The organism is Parvibium lacunae (genome assembly GCF_003335215.1).
GTDB lineage: Bacteria > Pseudomonadota > Gammaproteobacteria > Burkholderiales > Burkholderiaceae_D > Parvibium > Parvibium lacunae.
The window spans coordinates 723,901-743,084 of sequence record NZ_QPGB01000002.1 but is presented as its reverse complement, the minus strand read 5'-3'; the positions used below and the strand labels follow the sequence as shown (position 1 = coordinate 743,084).

Annotated in this window: 15 protein-coding genes; 5 read left to right on the top strand and 10 right to left on the bottom strand. The window is 54.1% G+C overall.

Annotation, left to right across the window (positions count from 1 at the left end; translation table 11 throughout):
• From DU000_RS07650 to ilvA, 8 genes are all read right to left on the bottom strand, one after another.
• Positions 1-418, bottom strand: a 418-nt coding sequence (locus tag DU000_RS07650) for a PoNe immunity protein domain-containing protein (protein WP_114402746.1), incomplete at its 3' end; no start/stop codon positions are given.
• A gap of 157 nt (positions 419-575) precedes the next feature.
• Positions 576-866, bottom strand: coding sequence for a hypothetical protein (locus DU000_RS07645; protein ID WP_147266978.1), 291 nt, complete (start codon positions 864-866; stop codon positions 576-578).
• Between the two features lie 276 nt (positions 867-1,142).
• Positions 1,143-2,033, bottom strand: a complete 891-nt coding sequence (locus DU000_RS07640) for a MipA/OmpV family protein (RefSeq protein ID WP_114402744.1) — start codon at positions 2,031-2,033, stop codon at positions 1,143-1,145.
• Positions 2,030-2,656: an LON peptidase substrate-binding domain-containing protein gene (locus DU000_RS07635; protein WP_114402743.1), complete on the bottom strand. Its 627-nt coding sequence runs from the start codon at positions 2,654-2,656 to the stop codon at positions 2,030-2,032. The genes DU000_RS07640 and DU000_RS07635 overlap by 4 nt, the downstream gene beginning before the upstream one ends.
• Complete coding sequence (gene rapZ, locus DU000_RS07630; protein ID WP_114402742.1) at positions 2,653-3,504, bottom strand: RNase adapter RapZ; 852 nt, start codon at positions 3,502-3,504, stop codon at positions 2,653-2,655. The genes DU000_RS07635 and rapZ overlap by 4 nt, the downstream gene beginning before the upstream one ends.
• 45 nt (positions 3,505-3,549) lie before the next feature.
• Entirely contained in the window at positions 3,550-3,834 is a 285-nt protein-coding gene (locus DU000_RS07625; protein ID WP_114402741.1) for a hypothetical protein, read from the bottom strand.
• 1 nt (position 3,835) lies between these two features.
• The gene (locus tag DU000_RS07620; protein ID WP_114402740.1) at positions 3,836-5,827 is read right to left on the bottom strand and encodes a BcsE family c-di-GMP-binding protein; all 1,992 of its coding nucleotides are present in this window, start codon (positions 5,825-5,827) and stop codon (positions 3,836-3,838) included.
• Positions 5,828-5,836: 9 nt separating this feature from the next.
• Positions 5,837-7,384, bottom strand: a complete 1,548-nt coding sequence (gene ilvA / locus DU000_RS07615) for a threonine ammonia-lyase, biosynthetic (RefSeq protein ID WP_114402739.1) — start codon at positions 7,382-7,384, stop codon at positions 5,837-5,839.
• Positions 7,385-7,458: 74 nt separating this feature from the next.
• Here ilvA and DU000_RS07610 point away from each other — a divergent pair, with 74 nt between their 5' ends.
• The 3 genes from DU000_RS07610 (at position 7,459) to DU000_RS07600 (ending at position 12,591) form a co-directional block, all read left to right on the top strand.
• The gene (locus DU000_RS07610) at positions 7,459-7,929 is read left to right on the top strand and encodes a YqaA family protein (protein ID WP_205074032.1); all 471 of its coding nucleotides are present in this window, start codon (positions 7,459-7,461) and stop codon (positions 7,927-7,929) included.
• A 172-nt stretch (positions 7,930-8,101) separates the two neighbouring features.
• The gene (locus tag DU000_RS07605) at positions 8,102-12,100 is read left to right on the top strand and encodes a DUF3683 domain-containing protein (RefSeq protein ID WP_114402738.1); all 3,999 of its coding nucleotides are present in this window, start codon (positions 8,102-8,104) and stop codon (positions 12,098-12,100) included.
• Positions 12,100-12,591 carry an HIT family protein gene (locus tag DU000_RS07600; protein ID WP_240001827.1) on the top strand — a complete coding sequence of 164 codons (492 nt, stop codon included), beginning with the start codon at positions 12,100-12,102 and terminating at the stop codon, positions 12,589-12,591. Before DU000_RS07605 ends, DU000_RS07600 begins: the two co-directional genes overlap by 1 nt.
• A gap of 11 nt (positions 12,592-12,602) precedes the next feature.
• Here the strand turns inward: DU000_RS07600 and DU000_RS07595 are convergent, their stop codons facing one another.
• The gene (locus DU000_RS07595; RefSeq protein ID WP_114402737.1) at positions 12,603-12,902 is read right to left on the bottom strand and encodes a hypothetical protein; all 300 of its coding nucleotides are present in this window, start codon (positions 12,900-12,902) and stop codon (positions 12,603-12,605) included.
• 98 nt (positions 12,903-13,000) lie between these two features.
• Positions 13,001-14,281 carry a phosphate regulon sensor histidine kinase PhoR gene (gene phoR / locus DU000_RS07590; RefSeq protein ID WP_114402736.1) on the bottom strand — a complete coding sequence of 427 codons (1,281 nt, stop codon included), beginning with the start codon at positions 14,279-14,281 and terminating at the stop codon, positions 13,001-13,003.
• 255 nt (positions 14,282-14,536) lie between these two features.
• Between phoR and DU000_RS07585 the strand changes: the two genes are divergently transcribed.
• Both DU000_RS07585 and DU000_RS07580 read left to right on the top strand, forming a co-directional pair.
• On the top strand, positions 14,537-17,737 hold the full coding sequence (locus DU000_RS07585; protein WP_114402735.1) for a two-partner secretion domain-containing protein: 3,201 nt from the start codon (positions 14,537-14,539) through the stop codon (positions 17,735-17,737).
• Positions 17,721-19,181, top strand: a complete 1,461-nt coding sequence (locus tag DU000_RS07580) for a FecR family protein (protein ID WP_114402734.1) — start codon at positions 17,721-17,723, stop codon at positions 19,179-19,181. The genes DU000_RS07585 and DU000_RS07580 overlap by 17 nt, the downstream gene beginning before the upstream one ends.
• The last annotated feature ends 3 nt before the right edge of the window (positions 19,182-19,184 follow it).

Here is a 19,184-nt window from a genome sequence, read left to right as displayed (position 1 = left end):
CTAGCCAGAAGCACCAGTTGTAGTGGTTGAGGTTGGTCAAGTCAAACACCCAGCTACGCGGATCATTGTGACTACGACTATCGTCGCTAACTTGTGGCGCACCCAGTAAACGTCGATGATCCCACCCATGCCCGGGTTGAAGTTGCGCATTGAGTTCAGCAGCAAGCTTATTCGATAACTCCCATGCATCTAACAAACCGAGAAAGTGCTGTCCCAGTTCGCTAATGGCGTCGCCACGGGAGTAGCGTTCAAAAATCAGCCTCAAATACTCTATTGATGCATCATAGGCATATTGTGGGTCATACATTGGGTTCTTACTTGGCAAAGCCAACGCGTCCAACATTTTTTTTGTGCGACCATTGCTATGCAGTACCCATTTATCCCAATACGCCTGATCTCCCATCGGTGCGCGAATCATTCTTGCGCTCCTGACAGATTGCGTTTCGGTAAAATAATTTTAGAGGTATCAATCGGCTTGGGTTTACCGGCGTAAAATAGGGGACAGACCACATTTATTTCATTTGCTAATAATACCAATATCGCAGTTCGGGTTTTATCTGTTGATGGCTGATCCATTAGGTTGATATTCCAAAACTAATCAGCACAATATAGCTGACGATTTTTCTGCCGATAAATATGATGCCGAAACTGGCACCAAAAACCAGTAACCCAACCCCGATCTTTTTAGCTACTGTGGCCCCACCGTAATCAAGCCAATTGCCAAATATGAATAGCAATGCAGCAGACATCGCTCCTGGAATACAAATTAATCCCGCATGTAGCCATTTTTGCACCGGCAACCATTCCCAGGTCCCTGTAAAGAGCCAGAAGAGGACGGGGTGGCCTACTGAAAATAAAATAATCATGCCAGCTATCAGTGCCAACGACCAATAAAACCAACAGACTAAGAACAGTCGTTGCCAAGATTTAAAAGAGCCATTCATTCTTATTTCCTTTGTTGTTGTTTGTCGATTGCGCTCTTAATTGGGTAATCGCACCAGCAAGCTGGTGCAGCAGGGGTTTGTTGCCGTTTGAGTTCGCCCACTTGAGTAGGCGAGAGCGATTGGAATAAGCGCTTAGCCGGGATGACATGTTTAGGCCAGTGTTTTGATTCGTTACATTAGCATGATGCAGCGGCTGATTTAATTGAAACGACACGCCAGCGCAGCAAAACCACTGGTTTGGGTGCGGGCATCAATCAAGGGGCTGGCTTTAACAGCCGCCGGTAACCATTTTTGTCGCACATTGAGTTGTAGAGTCCACGGCCCTTGCAGCGGAATATCAAGCCACGCACCAAGCCATGGGGTGACACTGGCTGCGGGCTGATAGCGCTGTAGGCTGGGGTTCGCGGCCATTTCTTCGGTTTGTACGCCGTAAAAATATTGGTTGTAGCGCCGATCCCGGTAATCTAGCCCGAGCAGCGGGTAAATGTCTGTCTGGCCGACACGAAACTTGGCTGCATAGGTGAAATCAATGAGATTGCCGCGCGAGGTACGAACATCATGCAGGGCATAGACAAAAAAACCGCCGACTGGCGTTTCCTGAAAAGTTCCCAAGCCAATCGGCAGGCTATCTTGCCGGGTGCGAATCCCGCGCAGCGCTGGGCTGTCGGCGGCACGGATGCCATCAAACAAGAGCTTGGTGCTGATTTCTAAATGGCCATACCCGAGTGTTCGTGTTTTGACCCCAAAGGTATCGACCCGTGCATAGAGTTTTTGGTAGTCGCCATACAGATAAGGAAAAAGAAAGCCGGGGCTATCTGTTTGTTTGAATTGGGCCTGGCTACTGAAGTAGCCCACACCGACGTCGCCCTGATAGCCGCGCCGTTCCGGTGGGCGGGGTGCGGCGTTAGCGACGGATGGGGATAAGGCTGTGGGTAAGCTTGTGGAAGAGTCGCGGAGCAAGTGCGTGGATAAGGTTGTGGATAATTTATCTTGTGCCCAGCTTGCGCTCATCAAGCCGAACAGGAAGCACAGCAAGATTACCGGCTGGGGGCGAGTGCGGGTGGTGCAGGTCAATAAAGAACCAATCATGATGACAAGATCTGATGTTGATGAAGGTATTGGTCTAACAGCGACAAGCGCACTAGCGGATCGTTGAGTTCCATGAGTTTTTGTCGTGCCGGGTTGGGCAAGGTTAGGAGCTCGCACAAGCGATTGCTGACCCAACTGGCGTCGTCGAATTGATAGGGGGATTGCAGCGGCGCTTGACCGGGCTGTTTTTCCAAATCAAGCACGATCCGTTTGAGAAGATTGGCGCAAGGCAGGTAGCGTGCGGGGAGCGTCATCACGGGGTCGGCCCCCAGCCAGCGCACGGCGGCTTCGTACACTCCTGTCGCGCTTTGTTGCAAGGCATCTAGTTGAAAGCGTTGCCCACCCAGCAGCTGTAATTGCAAGGTGGAGCCTGATGCCTCCTCTGCCAGCCCGACCTCGTTCACAAATTGCGCTTGGCAGCCAATGCTTTCAAGCGCAGGTAATGGGCTATCAGCTTGATTGGCACTGACGCGTTTCAACAGGCATACCCCAAAAGTGGGTGTCGTGCTGATCCGTGCCAATAATTTATCCAGGTAGTGGCGGTCCAGTATCCGCACCCGCAAGCGCCCCCCTGGGAATAACACCGCATTGAGGGGCAGCAGTGGTAGGGTCGTCGAGGTCATTTTGCGAGCGCCCGATGACGGACTAACACCTGTTCGCGTGCGGCAAAGTGTTTTGCAATTTCTTGCACGCAGTAAACAGAACGATGTTGCCCCCCAGTGCAACCAACCGCCACTGTTAGGTAGCTGCGATTGTCATGCAGATAATGGGGCAGCCATTTACTCACAAAGCGGGTGATATCGCCAATCATGTCGCGGACGGTTTCAATCCCACCAAGATATTGGGCGACCGGCGCATCCAGCCCACTGAGAGGGCGCAGCGCGAGATCGTAGTAGGGGTTCGGCAGACAGCGCACATCAAAGACCAAATCAGCATCAAGGGGAATCGCTTGTTTGAAGGCAAAAGACTCGAACAATAAGGTGAGCGGCGCTCGATCGGCCGAGACAAAATCGATCACCCAGGCGCGCAACGTTTGAACCGCCAGCCCTGAGGTATCGACCACATGGGAAATGGCGGCGATGGGGGCGAGGATATCCCGTTCTTGTTGAATGCATTCCAGCAGGGTCATCTGCGCCGACTGCGGCTGAGTCGCGAGTGGATGACGACGACGCGATTCGGAATACCGTTGAATCAAGGTGGCGTTGTTGGTGGTTAGAAAGAGGGCCTTGACATCGTGCCCTTGCGCCCGCAGTTGATCCAGGGTTGTGGGTAAGGCTTGTAGCGCCGTCGCCGAGCGGGTATCACAGCTGATTGCCAAGTGGGTTTCCCCGGCTGCTGTCCATTTGGTAATGAGTTGAGGCACAAAGCTGGCGGGGAGGTTATCGACGCAACAGTAGCCGGCGTCTTCCAACACCCGCATCACAACCGATTTTCCTGACCCGGATTGCCCAGAGACAATAACAATTTTCATGATGACGAACCTCTACGATTATGCGGCAACCAAACCATCATGGGCTCACGGTGTGGGTGGGGGTTCACGGCGAAAGAAAGACAGGTGATCAACCGTGGGTAAGGGCGGCGCGACGCGCGCTGGCGGGCTTGCGAGCCCATGCGACGGTGTGGCCACCAAGCTGGGCTCCGCCGCGTGCGCGCCAAAGGCCGTCGCTGATACCGATACTGGCGGGGCGGCCAGCGGGGGCGTTGCTGGCGGGCGTTGCCGCCACCAGCGCCAGCCATAGCGCAAGGCCCAATAGAACGTTGCCAGTGCTGCGATGCCAATCATAAAAGCGCTGATGCTCATATTAGGGCTCCGTGGACGATGGATGCGTGGTCTGGGCGGGTGGCTGCCGCACCAGCTTCTGAAAGATGCCAGTTACTTCGGTCGATGCCGGCGTTGATCCCGATGGCGCTGGATTCGCTTGCACACTGGCTGGTGCGGCTAAAGCCGGGAGCGAGACCTCGTTTTTCACTGGTAAAGGCTGGCTGGCACTGGCTAAGCCGTGCGACGGCGTAGCCCAGGCAATAACGGGCGCAAGGGAGGGCGCAGAGGTGGACGCGGGTAAGGATGCACGTGCTACAGGTTGCTGCCCGATAGGGCTAGCAGGCCTTGCTTCGGGCGCAGGGTCGGCAGCGGGCAAGACGGTTGGGCTTGGCTCTGCGGGCGGGGTGGTCTCGATCAACTCTGCCGCTGTTTGTACTGTGTTTGTGGGGGTAATTAAACGGGGGGCTGGCGACGGATTACTCAGCGCATCATCCGGCATGGTGTCGGTTTGGCTAAGTTGTTGGCAAGCGGCTTCAATTTCAGTAGGCTCAAGGAAGAAATCAACTTGCGCTTGTAATGGGCGGTCTGCGGTTTGTAACAGCCTTTGCAAGATGGCGCTGACCCGCTCTTCGGCGCAGCCGTAGAGAAATACGTAAATCATCTTGCCTTGGCGACAGCAGAGGTCGCCTTGCCGCAGGCGGCCCGCTTGGGCTAAATGTTGCTCATCATCAGCCGCATCGATCTCGCTGCGGTAGCGCAAACACGCCATGCTGTGCGGAATCGACAAGGTCCGCGTGCGCGTTAGGCGGATTTCGACCGCAGTGACGAAATCATGGGGCTGCACATGGGTGTGCGGTAACGCACTGCTGAGTACCCGCACCGCATCTTCGTAATCAATACGCCAAGGGCGTTCGGGATTGGGCGAGAGATTGGCGAGCATCAGGTTGATTTTTGCATTAGGGGCGTTGCGATCGATGATCAAATCTGCCCCCAAGCCCAGCAAGAGATGGCGATCAACAATACGAATCGTGCTGTCTAGCTCACGAACAGCGAGACGAGTCCGATACCCGGCAATGCTGCGTAAATGATGGATGTCCAGCGCCAGCTCGCGCAGCGGGGTTGCTTTGTTGTAGGCAAATAAAACAGCACTATCGCTCGGGTCAGTGAGGCGGATCAGGTCGTCCACACTATCGAGGCGCTGCCACGTCGGTTGGCTTTCGCCGTTGCCGGATTGCAGGGCAGCCGCATAATTCAGCGCAGGGGAAAAATAAAAAACATAATCTTGCTCTCGGGCCAGTGTGGTCGTTGGACCTTCTTGCACCGCCAGCCAGCCGGATTCCAGCAATTGCAGTGGGCGCTGCACCGATTCGTAGGTGCCTGCTGGGGTTTGCCAGTTCTGCAGTAGGAGCGACGGGCTGGCGGGGATCGCTGGCTGCGGATCAACGCTGCTGGCCAAGCCATTGAAATGATCAATCAGCAATGGAAAGACGCCAGCCGTCTCGGCGTTGGCAAAGGCAAAAATTCCCGTTACCCCGTATCCATGGAAGTAATCGGCATAGTGTCGGGCTTGTTCAATCAGTTGCCCTGGCTGGCTGAGATTAAAGAGCCGTTCTGCATGATCAAACAGAATCACCCCTTGCAGTGGCACCCCTTGTTTTGGAAGCTCTGCCAAGAGTCGGGCAACGCCTGCCTGATCCCGCTGCTGTGAGCTAAAGTCGAGATAGCGGATAGCACGGAAAGTAGGTCGGTTGGGCGCGCCATCCCAGGCTTTGCGAATCACCTCTAACCCGAGATGGTCTATTTCTTTTGCTAAGGCGGGTGCCGCCAGGGGGCTGCACAACACGCAATCCAAACCACGCAGCAAATTGGTTTGAATGGTCTGCAGAAGTAATTGCAAGCGAATTTTGTCTGGTTGCCCCAAATTGTCTGGGCTGTCGAGCGCGTAGATGCCGCCCTGGATTAGCTCGCTGTAATAACCATCCAGACCGGGTAAGCCAAGCTTGGGGTGGGGCAATTTTTCGGCGGGCAGCATAGGCCTCCCTTAACCAAGAAACATGCGGTAAGCAGGGTTATTGCTTTCATCCCAATAGGGGTAACCCAGCGTCAGTAAAAATTTCTTGAAGGCGGTCATCTCCTTTGGCGGTACTTGAATCCCGACCAGAATACGGCCCGAGTCTGCGCCGTGATTCCGGTAGTGAAAGAGGCTGATATTCCAGTTGGGATGCATGCTTTCTAAAAAGCGCATCAAGGCCCCAGGGCGCTCAGGAAACTCAAAGCGGTAAATCAGTTCGTCTTGCGCCAGCGGTGAATGGCCCCCAACCAAGTAACGTATATGCGTTTTGGCTAATTCATTCTCCGTCAAATCAGTGGCAGGAAAGCCGTGCTTTTTGAAATTAGCCGCAATCCGCTTGGTGTCAGTTTGATCTTGAATTTGTAGGCCGACAAAGACATGCGCCGCCTTGGCATCGGCAATCCGGTAGTTAAATTCGGTCACATTGCGGGGGCCAATAATGCTGCAAAAACGGCGGAAGCTACCGCGCTCCTCGGGCACAGTCACCGCAAATAGGGCTTCTTTGTGTTCGCCGACTTCGGCACGTTCAGCGACAAAGCGTAGGCGGTCGAAATTCATGTTGGCACCACAAGAAACAACGACCAAGTTTTTATTCTTAAGCTTGTGCTGGGCGGCATAGTGTTTGGCACCCGCCAAAGCCATCGCGCCAGAGGGTTCCATGATGGCCCGTGTATCTTGGTAAATGTCTTTGATGGCGGCACAAATTGCGTCGGTATCGACAATCACAACCTCATCAAGATATTGCTTGCAGACCCGATAGGTTTCTTCCCCCACCAGCTTCACGGCGGTGCCGTCTGCAAATAACCCGACATCGTGCAGTTGCACCCGTTTGCCCGCTTTGAGCGAGGCAGCCATCGCGTGAGAGTCGGTGGTCTGTACACCAATTATTTTGACATTCGGCCGTACTTGTTTGACATAGGCAGCGACCCCTGCTGCCAAACCACCGCCGCCAATCGCCACAAAAATCGCATGAATGGGGCCGTGGCTCGGCTCATGAAATTGCCGCAAAATTTCCATGCCAATTGTCCCTTGGCCAGCGATCACATCTGGGTCGTCGAAGGGATGCACAAAGGTCAGCTTTTCTTTTTGCTCGAGTTTCTGTGCCTGTAAATAGGCATCGCTGTAACTCTGGCCATGCAGCACAATCTCGACATTCTCGCCGCCAAATTTCGCCACTGCATCAATCTTGACCTGTGGGGTGGTCGTGGGCATCACAATTTTGGCGCGGCAACCCAGGCGGGCAGCGGAGTACGCTACGCCTTGCGCATGGTTCCCCGCAGAGGCGCAAATCACCCCACGCTTGAGTTGTGCTGGCGTAAGGTGCGCCATTTTGTTGTACGCCCCTCGCAACTTGAAAGAGAAGACCGGCTGGGTATCTTCGCGCTTGAGGAAAACACCATTACCAATCCGGCTTGACGTACTGCGGGCGATTTCCAACGGGGTTTCACTGGCGACGTCATAGACACGCGCATTGAGAATGCGACGGAGGTAATCCGGTGTGGAAGGGGTTGACTTCATAACGTTAGATTCGAGTAGGATGAGGGTTAATCTTGCAGGAAATAAATAAATGTAATATCAACTTGGGCGTTCTTATGCCAGATTTTATGCGGTTTCTCACGCCAAATGCAGAATTTGGTCTGATTCTCACAGTGTTGCTGTTGTTTGTCTGCGCGTTTTTGGCGGCTACCGTCTTACCTTTAGCGTCGGAGGCATGGCTGGTGGTCGCAGCTTTGTTGTATCCCGAGTGGCGTTGGCTGCTGGTCGCGGTGGCAACACTGGGGAATAGTCTCGGCAGTGCGACGACTTATTGGCTAGGCCGGCGGTTGCATGATCATTTTGTCGCTCACCGGCCTCGTCCAAGCCAGCTTGGACCGACTGCGCTGCGACTGGTGGCGCGCTGGGGGCCGCCCAGCTTGCTGTTGAGTTGGGTGCCTGTGTTGGGCGATGCCTTGGTGGCGGTAGCGGGCTGGTTGCGTTTACGGTTTTATAGTTGTATGGGGTGGATTGCTCTCGGCAAAGGTGCGCGTTATGTGCTGTTGGTGTGGGGGGCGGCCTTGCTGTAAGCGGCCTGACTGCCAAAAAATAAAACGGGTGGATTTCTGATCAATTAGTTTTGTTATCTGCCTTACATGGCAATGGCCCGAGAGATTACGGGGGTATCCTCAACGCAAACAGCCGGCTAGAGTAAAATACAACCTTATTCAGGCTTGCGACTCCGTGTGAGTCATCCTCCTCATGAATGCACCGTTGCCCCCCAATTTGCCTTCCAATCTACTCAAGGCCGTGACCTCGGACGCCATTGAGCCGGATCGCTTGCGCGAAATCCCCTACAACTACACCTCATTTTCCGACCGTGAAATTGTGATTCGTTTGCTGGGCGAAGGGGCGTGGGCAATTGTGCAAGAGCTGCGGCAAGAGCGTAAAACCGGACGTTCGGCGCGAATGCTGTACGAAGTGTTGGGTGATATTTGGGTGGTGCAGCGGAACCCTTATCTGCAAGATGATTTGCTGGATAACCCCAAGCGCCGTCAGCAACTGATCGAAGCGCTTCAGCACCGCCTGCGCGAAGTGGCGAAGCGCCGCCCCTTGGTGCCGACTGATCACCAGGCGGCCCAGCGTGATGGCAAAGTAGCCGAGCTGTTGACTTTGGCAACGCAAGCGGTCGCCTATTTTGCACAAACATTTGATGAGGCAAGTGCGCTGCGTAAAGCGGTGGCGAAAAAACTCGGCAAACTGACTGCGCATGACAATATTAAATTCGACGGCCTCTCCCGCGTCTCGCATGTGACGGACGCCACCGACTGGCGTGTGGAATATCCCTTTGTGGTGTTGTGCCCCGATACCGAAGCCGAAACCGCGGCGCTGGTGCGGGCGTGTATTGAGCTGGGCCTCACGATTATCCCGCGTGGCGGTGGTACGGGCTATACCGGTGGCGCAGTACCGCTCACCTGGAAATCGGTAGTCATTAATACTGAAAAACTCGAAGCCATGACCGAAGTGGAAATGGTCAGCCTGCCCGGTTTAGCAGAACCTGTGGCAACGGTATTTTCCGAAGCGGGCGTGGTGACGCGCCGGGTGGCCGATGCCGCCGAGCGCGGCGGGTTTGTGTTTGCGGTCGATCCCACCTCCATTGATGCGTCTTGCATTGGCGGCAACGTCGCCATGAACGCGGGCGGTAAAAAAGCCGTGCTCTGGGGCACCGCGCTGGATAACCTCGCTTGGTGGCGCATGGTTGATCCGCAAGGGAACTGGCTGGAAATTACCCGCATCAATCACAACCTCGGCAAAATCCACGATGTCGATGAGGCGGTGTTTGAACTGGTGTGGAAAGATGGCACCAGTCATCCCGATAAAGCCAAAGAACTCAAACGTGAAACGCTGCGCGTACCAGGCCGGCAGTTCCGTAAAGTCGGCTTGGGTAAGGACGTCACGGATAAATTCTTGGCGGGCTTGCCGGGGATTCAGAAAGAAGGCACCGATGGTTTGATTACCTCGGCACGTTGGGTTGTGCATCGCATGCCAAAACATATCCGCACCGTGTGCTTAGAGTTTTTCGGCCAAGCCCGTGATGCGATTCCCAGCATTGTTGAAATTAAAGATTATCTGGATGCGCAGACCAAGCTTGGTGGCGCCATCCTTGCGGGCCTAGAGCATTTGGATGAACGCTACTTGCGCGCCGTCGGTTACAGCACCAAATCCAAGCGCGGCGTGTTGCCGAAGATGGTGCTGGTGGGCGACATTGTAGGGGATGATGAAGAAGCTGTGGCGCGTGCCGCTTCGGAAGTGATTCGCCTCTCCAATACCCGCCATGGCGAAGGCTTTGTGGCGGTGAGCGCTGAAGTCCGCAAAAAATTCTGGCTTGATCGGGCGCGTACGGCAGCGATTTCTAAGCACACCAATGCTTTCAAGATTAACGAAGACGTCGTTATCCCACTGCACCGCATGGGTGAATACACCGATGCGATTGAGCGGATTAATATCGAACTCTCGATCAAAAACAAACTCAAGCTGGTGAACAGCCTGCGTGAGTTTTTGCAGCAGAGCGATTTGCCGCTGGCCAAGAGTGGTGATGCTGACTTGGATAAATTATCCAAAGCCGATGTACTGGGTGATCGCGTCGAACGCGCCCTGAGTTTGCTCGACGACGTGCAAGCGCGCTGGACCTATTTGCTGACGCAACTGGACCAACCCCTTACGACGGCGAAAGCCGAGTTGACTAGGCTAGGCGCGAATGCCTGGGGTGGCCATCTGGATGAGCGCGTGGTGCGCCAGCCGGAGGCGACTGTGTTTAGCGTGGTGCAAGACCATACCCTGCGCGCTTCTTGGAAAACTGAAATTCGCCAGCCACTTGAGCAGATTTTCAGTGGCGCGGTCTTTGCCCCTTTGCATGCCGAATTCAAACAGCGCCACCAGAAAGTATTGCGTGGCCGAGTATTCGTCGCCCTGCATATGCACGCCGGCGATGGCAATGTGCATACCAATATCCCGGTCAACTCCGATGACTACGACATGCTGCAAGAAGCTAATGCAGCCGTGGCGCGTATCATGCAAGTGGCGCGCGCTTTGGATGGCGTAATTTCTGGCGAGCATGGCATTGGCATTACCAAGCTAGAGTTCTTGACCGAAGCCGAGTTGAAGCCGTTTGCCGACTACAAGCAGCGGATCGACCCGAACGGCCACTTCAACAAAGGCAAGCTCTTGCCCGGCGGTGATCTGCGGAATGCCTACACGCCCAGCTTTGGCTTGATGGGGCATGAATCGCTGATCATGCAGCAGAGCGATATTGGCTCCATCGCCAATTCAGTAAAAGATTGCTTGCGTTGCGGCAAGTGCAAGCCCGTGTGCGCCACGCACGTACCGCGTGCGAACTTGCTGTATTCGCCGCGCAATAAAATTCTGGCTACCTCTCTGTTGATCGAAGCCTTCCTGTACGAAGAGCAAACCCGCCGGGGCGTATCGATCAAGCACTGGGCCGAATTTGAAGATGTTGCTGACCACTGCACGGTTTGCCACAAATGTGAAAAACCGTGCCCGGTCGATATCGACTTTGGCGATGTCAGCATGAACATGCGCAACCTGCTGCGCAAAATGGGGAAAAAGTCGTTCAACCCCAGTAGCGCGTTTGCGATGTTCTTCCTCAATGCCAAAGACCCGCGCACCATTGCTATGCTGCGGGCGGGTATGACCAGCGTCGGCTTCAAAGCCCAACGCTTGGCGAATCAGCTCTTAAAAGGCTTCGCCAAAAAACAAACGGCCAAACCACCGGCAACAGTGGGCAAGCCCGAAATCAAAGCGCAGGTGATTCATTTCATTAACAAAAAGCTGCCCGGCAATCTCCCCAAGAAAACCGCGCGTGGCTTGCTGGATATTGAAGATCCGAACATCGTGCCGATCATTCGCAACCCGAAAACCACCAACAGCGAAAGCGAAGCGGTATTCTACTTCCCCGGTTGCGGTTCGGAGCGCTTGTTCTCACAAGTGGGTTTGGCCACGCAAGCCATGCTGTATCACGCCAATGTGCAAACCGTCTTGCCGCCCGGCTACCTCTGCTGTGGCTATCCGCAGCGCGGCGCGGGACAGTTTGATAAAGCCGAGAAGATGATCACGGATAACCGTGTGCTCTTCCACCGTGTGGCGAATACCCTCAACTACCTCGATATCAAAACCGTGGTGGTGAGCTGCGGCACTTGCTACGATCAATTGCAGGGCTACCAGTTCGACAAAATTTTCCCCGGCTGCCGGATTATTGATATCCATGAGTTCTTGCTGGAGAAAGACATCAAGCTCGAACAAAACCAGGGCGCGTACTTGTATCACGACCCCTGCCATACACCGATGAAATTGCAAGACCCGATGAAAACGGTCAAAGCCTTGGTGGGCGAAAGCGTTGTCAAGAGCGAGCGCTGCTGCGGCGAATCTGGCACGTTTGGCATTGCCCGCCCCGATATTGCGACCCAAGTGCGTTTCCGCAAGGAAGAAGAAATCCGCCAAGGCGAGCAAGCAGTACGTGTTCTGGCTAAAACCAATGGCAGCGAAACTGAGAACGTCAAAATCCTCACCTCCTGCCCGGCCTGCTTGCAGGGTCTGAGCCGCTACGAAGGCGACCTGCAAAATGGTTTACTTGAAGCCGACTACATCGTGGTGGAAATGGCGCGTCAGATTCTGGGTGAAAGCTGGATGCCCGAATACGTGGCTGCCGCCAATGCGGGCGGGATTGAGCGGGTGTTGGTGTAATGGGTGTAATGACTGACTGCCCGCTTTGCAGCCAACCCGGTGGGGAATTAATTTGGCAAAACTCACAGCTTCGTGTGGTGCGGGTGGTAGACAGTTTTGCCCAAGACCACCCAGCTTTCACGCGGGTCATTTGGCAAGCTCATGTTAAAGAGATGACCGATCTGTGCCCTGCTGAGCGTGAGCAACTGATGGCGGTGGTGTGGGTCGTAGAGCAGGTGCAGCGAGAAGTACTTCAGCCAACTAAGGTGAATGTCGCTAGCTTTGGTAATGTCGTGCCGCACTTGCATTGGCACATCATTCCCCGCTATGAGGGCGATGCGCATTGGCCAAACCCAGTCTGGGCAGCGCCTAATGACAAACCTTTGAGCGGCCTAAGTTTTGTTTCTGAGGCTAAACAAAAACCATCAGAATCGCTGACAAAGAATGATATTTCGCCGATTTTGGGGCAATATTGGCAGGAATTACGCCTGCGCTTGACCGCCCTAGGCTAGGCCTGGGGCGTTTATACGGTGGCTAAGTGTGCTTTGAATAGCGTTTCGGCCTTTGCTGGCAGCGCGTAGTGATCGAATGCGGCGTGCAGTTTGGCACTGTCGCACTGATTGCCACGCTGCAGGAATCGAATGCCAATGGCTTGACCATTCGCAGCCAGGGTCATGAATGCATACTTCCAGCGATTCACTTCTGCCAGACGCTGGCGCAAAACAGGTTCGTTTTTAATGGCCACACCCGCAGCCTTGAGTTCGTCGATAAAGGCCTGTGGGGCAGGATTCTCTGATTGATCGTGAGTTAATTTGTTGGTCATCTTGATCTCCACCGCAGAATTAAGTTGTCTTTGAGATCAATTAACGTGGTAGCGTGTGTTCGGTTGACAGTAACGTCAGGCTTTTTTCGGCGGCCGCCCTAATTGACCGGGCGGAACCTAGCGAGTGGGAAAACAGCCTTAAATGTACTGCCCTTTCCTAATTCGCTCTCAACATCTAAGCGGGCTTGGTGGTGAGTGAGCGCATGCTTAACTATCGCTAACCCAAGACCGGTCCCCCCCGTTGCGTGTGAGCGCGCACGATCTACCCGGTAAAATCGTTCGGTCAGTCGAGGCAAATGCTGGGCTTCGATCCCTAATCCCGTGTCGGCAACATGGAACGCCAGTTGATCTTGGGTTTCTTGCCAAGAAAGAGAAATGGTGCCCCCCGGCGGCGTATAGCGCACGGCATTGCTCACCAAGTTTCCGAGCGCGCTGCGAAGTTCGCTTTCATTGCCCAGTATTAAATAAGCGGGCGGGGGCGAAAGCTGGATTTGGTGTTGTTGTTGGCTTAAAACGTACGCATCTTCGGTTATCGCATTCGTTAATTCTGTTAAGTTCAGCCATCTCTCATCGCTGGCGCCGGCGCTGGCCTCTAGGGCGGAAAGGGTCAATAAATCTTCAACCAAACGGCGCATGCGCTGCGCCTGATCGTTCATTAAGTGAATGTAATGAGATTGCTGGCTCGCCGGGAGGTCTTGATGTTCTTGTAACGTTTCGAGAAAGCCTGCAAGCACGGTTAAGGGGGTCTTCAGCTCATGTGAGACATTGGCCACGAAATCCCGGCGCATGGTTTCCAGTTTCTCTAACTGTGTAATGTCACGGGCTAACAGCATTTTTTGGCCCGCGCCGAAAGTGACAAACTGCACAGCCAGCGTCTGGCCGCGGTGGTTACGGATATGGGCAACCTTGCCCCATTGCTGTGCATTCAACAGATCGGCCACTTCCGGCTGGCGAACAAAGTTAAATAGCGGTTGCTGCAGGTCTCGATTTCCTTGAAGCGAAAACTGTGACTCTGCTGTGGCATTAAGCCATTCGATATGATTGTTGGCATCGAGGGTAATCACCCCGTCTGGCATCGCTTGCGCAGCGCTACGGAAACTGAGCAAAGCCTGGGTCAAGGTGTGCTGCTGGCGGGCACGCAGCTTGCTTGAACGGTACATGAGTCCGATCAGCTCTTCCCACGACTGGGGCAGGCGGGGTAGCGGCCGGCTTAAGTCGCGTTTTACCCAATCCGTGAATTTTTTAAGCGATGCGGCGTCGCGGTATAACCAGTAACTCTGCAAGATGACGGCGAACAATAGGCATGGCGTGAGTTGCTGTATCCGCCAGCCGAGTAAGATAAGTAGGGCGATAGCGACTGTTTTTTTAAGCGAATACATTCCTCAGCATCCGGATAGCAAAGATTGTCACGAGCAAGAAAGATGCGTAGGATAGCATTCGACGATGACACTCATAAGAAATCACGCTCTAGCGTCGTGTTTGTGAGAATCTAGCCATCGGACTAATCATTAGAATGATTGAGGAATATCACAGACCTCGGCGATAAAATCTAGTACGCTTCAGCGCCTGATGAGGTCTGATGAATGTTGTTAAGAGGTAGTCGTTTTGCGAATACCGGTAATGAGGGGAAGTAAATGAAATCTTTACCTATTTCAAACAAGCTAAGTTTGCGCCGTAGCTTGGGTGTGTTTGCCGCCGTGTATGGTTTGAGCATCGGGTCTGTATTGGCGAATCCAAGCGGTGCACAGGTGGTTCATGGCAATGTCGGCTTTTCGCAAAATGGCACTACCTTAAACATTCACAGTCAAAGCCCTTTATCGATTATCAACTGGCAGAATTTCAATATAGGGGCAGGAGAGCGCGTCAATATATATCAAGGGTCAGCGGGCGATCTGTCTGTTAACCGTGTCGTCGGCGCCAGTCGCAGCATGATCGATGGTGCGCTGTGGTCCAATGGCCGGGTGCTACTCATCAACCCCAATGGCTTGACCATCAGCCAAGGGGGCAGCATTGATGTGGCGAGTTTTACCGCTAGCACGTTGAATCAAAGTGATGCCGATATTTTGGCGGGCCGCGGGCGTTTCACTGGCAGCTCGCAGGCGGCAGATGTGTTGGTGCTGGGCCAGATCCGTGCGCGTAACGGAGATATCTATTTACTCGGCCGCACCATTGAAAACCGGGGGGCACTGCAGGCGCCACAGGGCAAAGCAATCTTAGCGGCGGGTGAGCAAATTGAGATTACCGGTAGTGGTTTAAATAACATTATCTTCAAACTGCAAAATAGAGAAAATCAGGTTCGCAACCTTGGTTCGATAGAGGCGGGTGCGGCGGGGTTATTTGCGGGATCCCTGCAGCATTCTGGGCAGATTCGCGCCACCGGCATTTCCCAAGATGCCAATGGTCAGGTGGTGCTGCATGCTGGCCCAGCGGGCAGCGTGACTGTTACGGGTGAGGTGCTGGCGCGGAATAGTCAGCAGCAAGGTGGGGTTATTCATGTGCTAGGTCAAGACATTACCCTGGCTGATCAGGCCACTCTAGACGCCAGCGGAGCGCTCGGTGGCGGTACCATTTTAGTAGGCGGAGATTGGCAGGGGCAGAATACGCAGATTCAGCAAGCTGAACGAGTAAACATAGGCGCTCAGACTCGTTTGTTGGCGAATGCCACGGGTACTGGTAATGGCGGTAAAGTTGTCGTGTGGTCAACCGGGCAAACCGATTTTCTAGGGCAAATCGAAGCACGCGGCGCTGGCGCATTAGGGCGTGGTGGCCAGGTTGAAACCTCGGGGAAAACCATGACAATCGCGGGGCGGGTCGACACTCGGGGACCTGCAGGCGCAGGGACTTGGTTGATCGATCCGACTATCCTTTGCTTAGCCGCGAGTGCGGGAACGTGCAATGCCGGCGAAACAGAGTTATTACAGAGTACGCTCAACACCAATCTGGCCATGACCAATGTTAGCCAGTCGGCCTCGGATTATATTTATTCAAACGGTAATGTGGCGATTGATTTGCAAGGCAACGGACTGACCCTATCAACCTATGGCTCGGGTACTGGGACGGGCTCACAGGGGATTAACCTCACCACGACAAGGGTTGTTGATAGTTCAAGTAGCGCGAATGGCTGGCTAGCTTTAGCTACGAGTGCGTCGGTGCGCAACGCTGACATCACAGTGGGCGATGTCAGCGCGCGCAATGTTTACCTGAAAACGAATACGGGCAATATTACAGGGGCTGGCACGCTTAAAACAGACAACCTCTATGCCCACACGGGCAGTGGCAATGTGAGTTTCAGTCGTGACGATAATAAGATCAAGCAATTCAGCACGATGACCAAGGATTTGGCTTATCAAACTCTGACCCAGGGCAGTGTTGGTGGCGATATCACCTTACGTAGCCAAGTAGATATTGCGCTGGGAGACGCGACGGCTTCGGCGAGACAGGTTAAAGCAACTGGTGCGATTAATGTTAGTACGGTCAATGGCGCAGATATTAATGTGAAAGGTGCTGTTATCACTAATAGCACCGTGCAGTTGAAGGCTGACAGATCCTTGATCGTAGAAAGCCAAGCCAGTATCACTGCGAATGAGCCTGCGATCATTACTGCTTATGGCGGCGCTCAACCGAACACATCGACACAAGTGAGTACCGCGATTTCCCTGGAAGCAAAAAACGGCATTAGCTCAAGTGGTAACTTACAGGCGAATAATGGCAAGGTGCTGTTGAAGACAACCGCAGGTGATGTCACGGCATCACGAATCGACGCGGGTGAGTTGCAGATCGATGTTGTCGGGAGCGCGAGTATCGCTGATTTACGGGGGGTGGATGGCGTGCGAGTCTATGGTAAAGCTACTCGAGATCTATCTATTCAAGGCAATACGGCTGGGGCAATGACGCTGGGGGGGAGTAATGGTGAATCGCTGCAGGCTGACGGCACCCTCTTTGCAAAAAATATAAGTACTGGTACCTTGAACGTAACCCAAAAAGTCCAAGGCAATGAAGTGACCTTGAAAACCGCTGGCGGGAATATTTACATTGGTGAAGCGGGTTCTTCTGCGCAAGTGGTCGCACCGAAGCTGGTCACGATTGAAACGGAGGGTACCGGCTCACTGTATGTGTATGGCAATGCGAATCAGCAAAGCAACTTAACCACCACCATCACCAGCGGTATTTTTGCACGCGATATTGATATCTCTGCGGCAAATATTGAGGTTGGCGCAGGCACTGCGGGTCGAGAGGGTGCGGTATCCATTTCAGGAAAAAATAGCGTCAAGATCGTTGCGCGTAATGGCGGGCAGGTCAGCGTCAACGGCGGGAATTCTGCAGGCAGTAGCGCGGTGATTGGCTCCGATCGCGGCGGCCGGGTGACAATTGCTGCGGGCGGGATCACCCTATCTGGCGGCAGCGGTAACCGTGCTCATGCTGCAATCGGATCATTTATTGATTCAGATTTAGGTTTTCCACTAGGGCTCGGTACGCTTGAGTTAAACGCTCAATCCTTAACGCTTCGCAGCAACGGGAGTGATGCATTGATTGTCACGCAACGCGATCGACTGACCGGTACTTTAGCGTCCAGCATTACCGGCCAGCCGGCAAACTACCCTATATTTCAGGCAACCCACCCTGATCGCTTAACTAACGACGGGGTTGCGCAAATGGGATGGCTGCAAGTGAGTGGCTTGCTGACTTCGCAACAACAACAGCAGTTGGCGCAGCTCATTGAGAATCGCACCAGCAGCTTATCGAAAGGCAGCTTAAACGGCGAGCAGAATGCTGAAGAGAAAAAGCAGAGTCGTGCGCCGATCAAAGTAGGGGATAGTGATGCCGAGTGCCGTTAATCATCCCTGCGTTCGTTTCTTCGCCGCCGCGTTTCTCGCCCTCTCGACACAGTGGCTACACGCTAATCCGGTGGGTGAGATTGAGTACGTGCGTGGCAGTGGCGTGGCACAATTCGACAATGCAGCGCCACGGTTGCTATCAAAAGGGTTAACCGTGGTGGAGGGGGATGTTATTTCCACCGGGCCGACAAGTTTTGCCGTGCTGAAATTGAACGATGGTACACGCATGACGGTTCGGCCAGATAGCAGCCTGCGAGTGAAAACTTTTCGCTTTCAGGAGAGCATGGCTACCAGTACCAGTACCAGCAAAAATGGAGCGCAGACATCCAGCGACGCTGGGGCCAGCAGCATGGTTCTGCAATTGCTAAAAGGGGGCTTGCGAACAATTACGGGACTGTTGCCCAAACAAGCAAGCGGTGCGGCTCGCATTGAAACCCCAACCGCCACAATCGGCATACGGGGTACGGATTTTGATGCGCGGCTGTGTCAACAGGACTGTGCGCGTGAAAATACCCAATTAGCTCAAACCAGTGAAAAAGTCTCGCAGCAGGTCAGTGCCCGCGTGGTCCAACTCGTTGGCGAGGTCATGGTGACATCGCCCCAGGGCGAGGCTAGAAAACTCGCTTTAGGCGGTCCGTTGTATGTGGGCGATCTGGTTGAAACCCGTGGGCGGGAGTCCTATGTCGTTTTGGCTTTTCGTGACGACAGCCGCTTGAGCATTCAGCCCAATACCCGCTTGCGATTAGAGCAATATGTGTACGACCAGGCGCAACCGGCGGAAGGTCGGTTTTTGGTGAATTTGCTGCGCGGTGGCTTGCGGGCATTAACGGGCTTGATTGCACGCGCGAATCCGAATCAAGTCGCGATACAAACACGTACCGCAACCATTGGTATTCGCGGCACAGGTTTCGACGTGGATTGCCAAGGCAGCTGCGCGGCGGATGCGGATACCCCTCCTAACAACGGAACGCCAGAGGGCTTAACCACCCATGTTTGGCTGGGTAGCGTGGTCTTGCAGCCGCGCGAAAACCAGTTCCAACCCTTCACCATTAGCCAAGGTCAGACAGCGCAGTGGCAACCCAGCTTCGGGCAGCCGCAGTTGTTGCCAGCGCCACTAGGCGGCGGACAGGCGCCACGCCCGGATACCTTACCGGTCAACCTGCAGCAATTATTTGGACTGCAGCAACATGATCAAAATCGACCTGGGCTCTATGTGGTCGTGCGAGATGGGCACGTCGTATTAACGCAAGGGGAGCAGACTGTTGACTTAGGTAAAGGAGAAATTGGGTATGTAGGGGATGGTCGTGTTCCTTTGCGCCCTGACCGCATTCCTGTCTTTTTAGAGTTTGACCGTATCCCGCAACCGAATCAAACGCTGGGACGCAATATTCGTCTGCAAGAGGTTATGGATAAGGTGCTTGGCCCACGACGAGAATGCCGTTGAGCA

Coding starts and splice junctions, on each gene's coding strand:
- DU000_RS07645 (WP_147266978.1), bottom strand. CDS start 866: ATGATTATTTTATTTTCAGTAGGCCACCCCGTCCTCTTCTGGCTCTTT.
- DU000_RS07640 (WP_114402744.1), bottom strand. CDS start 2,033: ATGATTGGTTCTTTATTGACCTGCACCACCCGCACTCGCCCCCAGCCG.
- DU000_RS07635 (WP_114402743.1), bottom strand. CDS start 2,656: ATGACCTCGACGACCCTACCACTGCTGCCCCTCAATGCGGTGTTATTC.
- rapZ (WP_114402742.1), bottom strand. CDS start 3,504: ATGAAAATTGTTATTGTCTCTGGGCAATCCGGGTCAGGAAAATCGGTT.
- DU000_RS07625 (WP_114402741.1), bottom strand. CDS start 3,834: ATGAGCATCAGCGCTTTTATGATTGGCATCGCAGCACTGGCAACGTTC.
- DU000_RS07620 (WP_114402740.1), bottom strand. CDS start 5,827: ATGCTGCCCGCCGAAAAATTGCCCCACCCCAAGCTTGGCTTACCCGGT.
- ilvA (WP_114402739.1), bottom strand. CDS start 7,384: ATGAAGTCAACCCCTTCCACACCGGATTACCTCCGTCGCATTCTCAAT.
- DU000_RS07610 (WP_205074032.1), top strand. CDS start 7,459: ATGCCAGATTTTATGCGGTTTCTCACGCCAAATGCAGAATTTGGTCTG.
- DU000_RS07605 (WP_114402738.1), top strand. CDS start 8,102: ATGAATGCACCGTTGCCCCCCAATTTGCCTTCCAATCTACTCAAGGCC.
- DU000_RS07600 (WP_240001827.1), top strand. CDS start 12,100: ATGGGTGTAATGACTGACTGCCCGCTTTGCAGCCAACCCGGTGGGGAA.
- DU000_RS07595 (WP_114402737.1), bottom strand. CDS start 12,902: ATGACCAACAAATTAACTCACGATCAATCAGAGAATCCTGCCCCACAG.
- phoR (WP_114402736.1), bottom strand. CDS start 14,281: ATGTATTCGCTTAAAAAAACAGTCGCTATCGCCCTACTTATCTTACTC.
- DU000_RS07585 (WP_114402735.1), top strand. CDS start 14,537: ATGAAATCTTTACCTATTTCAAACAAGCTAAGTTTGCGCCGTAGCTTG.
- DU000_RS07580 (WP_114402734.1), top strand. CDS start 17,721: ATGCCGAGTGCCGTTAATCATCCCTGCGTTCGTTTCTTCGCCGCCGCG.